Source organism: Streptomyces sp. WAC04114 (genome assembly GCF_019733245.1).
GTDB lineage: Bacteria > Actinomycetota > Actinomycetes > Streptomycetales > Streptomycetaceae > Streptomyces > Streptomyces massasporeus_A.
The window spans coordinates 1-3,752 of the sequence record NZ_JAIGQA010000322.1 but is presented as its reverse complement, the minus strand read 5'-3'; the positions used below and the strand labels follow the sequence as shown (position 1 = coordinate 3,752).

Annotated in this window: 6 protein-coding genes; 2 read left to right on the top strand and 4 right to left on the bottom strand. The window is 72.5% G+C overall.

What is annotated here, in order from left to right; translation table 11 throughout:
• Positions 1 to 114: 114 nt before the first annotated feature.
• Both K4G64_RS38705 and K4G64_RS38700 read left to right on the top strand, forming a co-directional pair.
• Entirely contained in the window at positions 115 to 270 is a 156-nt protein-coding gene (locus tag K4G64_RS38705; RefSeq protein WP_221760531.1) for a hypothetical protein, read from the top strand.
• Between the two features lie 240 nt (positions 271 to 510).
• A complete protein-coding gene (locus K4G64_RS38700; protein WP_190904509.1) occupies positions 511 to 762 on the top strand; it encodes an SCO4226 family nickel-binding protein in 252 nt (83 codons plus the stop codon).
• Between the two features lie 18 nt (positions 763 to 780).
• On the opposite strand, the gene K4G64_RS38695 is transcribed toward K4G64_RS38700, so the two are convergent.
• The 4 genes from K4G64_RS38695 to K4G64_RS38680 form a co-directional block, all read right to left on the bottom strand.
• Positions 781 to 1,926, bottom strand: coding sequence for an RNA polymerase sigma factor (locus tag K4G64_RS38695; RefSeq protein ID WP_221760530.1), 1,146 nt, complete (start codon positions 1,924 to 1,926; stop codon positions 781 to 783).
• Complete coding sequence (locus K4G64_RS38690) at positions 1,919 to 2,341, bottom strand: YciI family protein (protein WP_221760529.1); 423 nt, start codon at positions 2,339 to 2,341, stop codon at positions 1,919 to 1,921. The genes K4G64_RS38695 and K4G64_RS38690 overlap by 8 nt, the downstream gene beginning before the upstream one ends.
• Before the next feature lie 109 nt (positions 2,342 to 2,450).
• Entirely contained in the window at positions 2,451 to 3,050 is a 600-nt protein-coding gene (locus K4G64_RS38685; protein WP_260461564.1) for a DinB family protein, read from the bottom strand.
• A gap of 283 nt (positions 3,051 to 3,333) precedes the next feature.
• On the bottom strand, positions 3,334 to 3,752 hold a 419-nt coding region (locus K4G64_RS38680), incomplete at its 5' end, for an RICIN domain-containing protein (RefSeq protein ID WP_221760528.1).

Genomic DNA, 3,752 nt, shown 5'->3' with positions numbered 1-3,752 from the left:
GCTGGTGCCTGTGCCCATTGGATGCCCGCTCCGCTGGGCGCCTCAGTGCGCCGTTGATGCGCCCAGCGGAGCGGGCATCCAATGGGCACAGGCACCAGCCTCGAGGAGGGACCCATGGCCGAATCCCCCAGTACGACGCCCGACCCCGAACGGCAGCGCGAGACCGAGCAGCCCGCCGAGATCAGGAGCCTTCCCCTGATCGCCGCGTGCGGCTGCGGTTCGGGCTGCGGCTGCGGGTGTCAGTCGGGCAGCCCCTGCCAGTGCGGCTGACGCCGGCGCGTTGTCGTTCGTACGAGCGCTGTCGTTCGTACGACCTGTAGTGCGCAGGGCTTGTAGGGCCCGCTCTAGTGCGCATGACCTGTAGGGCCCGGCGGTCTCGCCGGGCCCTGCGGCGTGGGGTCGTTGGTCGGGGCCGTAGGGCCTTGGGTCGCCCCCGCGGCCGTACGGGCGGAGCATGAGAGGGAGGCAAGGCGGCGCCGACCGGCGCCGTGCGGGAAGGAGACGCGAGGCATGCCCAAGTTCATGGATGTCCATCGCGGCATGAAGGGCATCACGGAGGAGCAGCTCCGTGAGGCCCACAACGCGGACCTCGCCATAGAGAAGGACGAGCAGGTCCACTTCGAGATGGCCTGGGCGGACCCGGAGTCCGGCCACGTCTACTGCCTCTCCGAGGCACCCTCGGCCGAAGCGGTCCAGCGCATTCACGAGCGGGCCGGGCACCTGGCGGACGAGGTGCACCCTGTGCCGTTGACCGTCCGGTGACCTGCCGCGTGCGGCCCGTCAGCGGCGCCGGCCGGCGTTGAGGCGGGCCGCCTGGCGCGTCAGGTGGTCGCGTTCGGCGAGGTTCGGAGCCTTGCGGGCCGCCTCGGCGTACAGGCGGGCGGCCGTCTCCGGATCGCCGTCGCGCTCGTGGAGGTACGCCGCCACCGCGGTGTGACGGGGCAGGGAGTCGTCCAGCGCCGCGAGCTCCGCCAGACCGGCGCGCGGTCCGTCGGCCTCACCCACGGCCACCGCGCGGTTGAGCCGGACGACCGGGTTGTCCGTCAGGAGCAGCAGCTCGTCGTACCACTCCACGATCTGCACCCAGTCGGTCTCCTCGGCGGTCAACGCGTCGGCGTGGAGCGCCGCGATGGCGGCCTGGGCCTGGAACTCGCCCAGCCGGTCACGGGCGAGTGCCGTCTGCAGGATCCCGATGCCCTCGGCGATGGCCGCGGTGTCCCACCGGCCGCGGTCCTGCTCGGCGAGCGGCACCAGGCTGCCGTCGGGCGCGGTACGGCCGGCGCGCCGGGCGTGGTGGAGCAGCATGAGCGCCAGCAACCCCGCCACCTCGGGGTGGTCGATCGCGCCCGCGAGCTGCCGGGTGAGCCGGATGGCCTCGGCGGAGAGGTCGACGTCGCCGGAGTAGCCCTCGTTGAAGACCAGGTAGAGGACGCGCAGCACGGTCGCGACATCGCCGGGCTGGTCGAACCGCACGCCGGAGACGGTGCGCTTGGCACGGCTGATGCGCTGCGCCATGGTCGCCTCGGGCACCAGGTAGGCCTGGGCGATCTGCCGCGTGGTGAGCCCGCCGACGGCGCGCAGCGTGAGCGCGACCGCCGACGAGGGCGTCAGCGAGGGGTGGGCGCACAGGAAGTAGAGCTGGAGCGTGTCGTCGGAGTCGGGCGTGGGCCCGGGTGCCGGCTCCTCGTCGACCAGGTCCTCGCGCCGGCGGCGGGCGCTGTCGGCCCGCGCCTGGTCGAGGAACTTGCGCCAGGCCGCGGTGACCAGCCAGCCCTTCGCGTCACGGGGAGGGTCGGCCGGCCACACGCGGAGCGCCTCGACCAGCGCGTCCTGCACGGCGTCCTCGGCCGCCGCGAAGTCGGCCCCGCGGCGGACGAGGATCGTGAGCACGCTCGGGGTGAGGCTGCGGAGCAGTGCCTCATCCATGGACGGAGCACTCCGGGATGGTGGGCGGCGCGGTCAGGAACGGGCGCACCTCCAGCCACTCGTGGATCGGCTTCCCGCCCGCGCCGGGGGCGGCGGACAGCTCCCCGGCCAGCTCGACGGCCCGCTCGTAGCTGTCGACGTCGATGATCATCCAGCCGGCGATGAGGTCCTTCGTCTCGGCGAACGGGCCGTCGGTGACCGGCGGGCGCCCCTCACCGTCGTACCGGACCCACGCCCCCTCGGCGGCGAGCGCCTGACCGTCGACGAACTCGCCGGTCTTCTCCAGCCGGGCCGCGAAGTCGTTCATGTACTGGATGTGCGCCGAGATCTCCTCCGGCGTCCACTGGTCCATGGGCACGTCGTTGACCGCTGCCGGGGCGCCGCGGTAGTGCTTCAGAAGCAGGTACTTGGCCATCGTCTTCTCCTCGGTGCTGTGCGACCCATCCTGGCCGCCTTCACCCCGGGGACGGAGCTGGACGCGGGTTCTCGACACCACCGCGAAGTATTTTCTCAGCGACTTTCGTTCACTGCCCGACGCGGCCGTCGATGCGTTCGCGCAGGAGGTCGGCGTGGCCGCAGTGCCGTGCGTACTCGGCGATCTGCGCGACCAGGATGTCGCGGAGCTGGACCTGTCCGCCCGGTTCGGGGCCGTAGTCGGAGAAGCCGGCGTTGCGGGTGGCGAGGTCGGTGATGCCGGCCAGGAAGCGGTCGGTGTGCTCGATCTCGGCACGCCACGCCCGCCAGGCCTCGTCCACGACCGCCTGGTCGGCGACGGCACCGTTGAAGTCACCGTCCCGGTCCTCCTCCGTGCGGTACAGCTTCGGCGCGTCCTCGCCGGCCATCACCCGCCGGAGGTGCCGCTCGTCCTCGGTCAGGTGCCGCACCAGCCCGAGCAGGGACATCGTGGACGGCGGGACGGAACGCCGGGCCATCTGCTCGGCGTTGAGTCCCGCGCACTTCATCTCGAACGTGAGGCGGTAGTTGCGCAGGTAGTCGAGGAGGATGCCGCGTTCGTCGACGGGCTGGACGTCGGTCTCGCGGGGGTCGTCGTCAGGGTCGACCCACATGTCCGGGTAGACGGTCGCCCGCGTCCACCGCGTCGTGTCCGAGGCTTCGTCTGCCATCACTGCTTCGCCGGGGTGTTCACCTGAGACCATGCGGGCATGGTGGACCGGGGGGAGCGGGGGGCGCCACCGAATATCGGGCTCGCGGGGGTCAGACGTCTGTCACCAGGAGCCGGTGGCCGACGTCGACGGTGTCGAGCCCGAGCAGGTCGGCGTTCCGGTCGTGCCGGCGGCGGGTCGCGAGGAACCCGTCCGTGCCGTCGTGCGGTCGTGCGGTCGTGCGGGACGGGCACGGGCAACTGCTGCGCGCCGCCGAGCAGTTCGGCCGGCCTGGAGGGGCGGGTCATTTCGCCCCCGCCCGCCACTGCTGAGCCGTGCCCCCGGTCAGCGGCTCCAGCGACAGCCCGCCGCCCCTGTCCGGAGTGACCGCCGTCGCGATGGCGATCGCCGGGCGGATGACCCCGTCGGCGTCGACCGTGAAGCGCAGGTTGTCGCCGTTGTCGCCGTCGACCGAGTCGCACTCCCAGATGCCTACACCCCGGTCGACGGAACCGCGGCTGTCCAGGCAGTAGTCGGGGTCCGCGGACGACTGCACGACACCGCGGCCGGTGTCGACGCGCCAGCGCTGGGTGGGGGCGGCGGTGCAGGGGGCGGTGACGACGTCGGTGCCTTTGTCGAAGTCGCCGGCCACTTCCAGGCACCGGCCCGAGGCGACGTTCACGACCTGGGCGTACGTGCCGTTCGGGGCGTGGGCCGTGGGGG

What these genes read in the sequence shown, in the direction of transcription:
- K4G64_RS38700 (WP_190904509.1), top strand. Translation starts at nt 511, where the DNA reads ATGCCCAAGTTCATGGATGTCCATCGCGGCATGAAGGGCATCACGGAG.
- K4G64_RS38685 (WP_260461564.1), bottom strand. Translation starts at nt 3,050, where the DNA reads ATGGCAGACGAAGCCTCGGACACGACGCGGTGGACGCGGGCGACCGTC.
- K4G64_RS38705 (WP_221760531.1), top strand. Translation starts at nt 115, where the DNA reads ATGGCCGAATCCCCCAGTACGACGCCCGACCCCGAACGGCAGCGCGAG.
- K4G64_RS38695 (WP_221760530.1), bottom strand. Translation starts at nt 1,926, where the DNA reads ATGGATGAGGCACTGCTCCGCAGCCTCACCCCGAGCGTGCTCACGATC.
- K4G64_RS38690 (WP_221760529.1), bottom strand. Translation starts at nt 2,341, where the DNA reads ATGGCCAAGTACCTGCTTCTGAAGCACTACCGCGGCGCCCCGGCAGCG.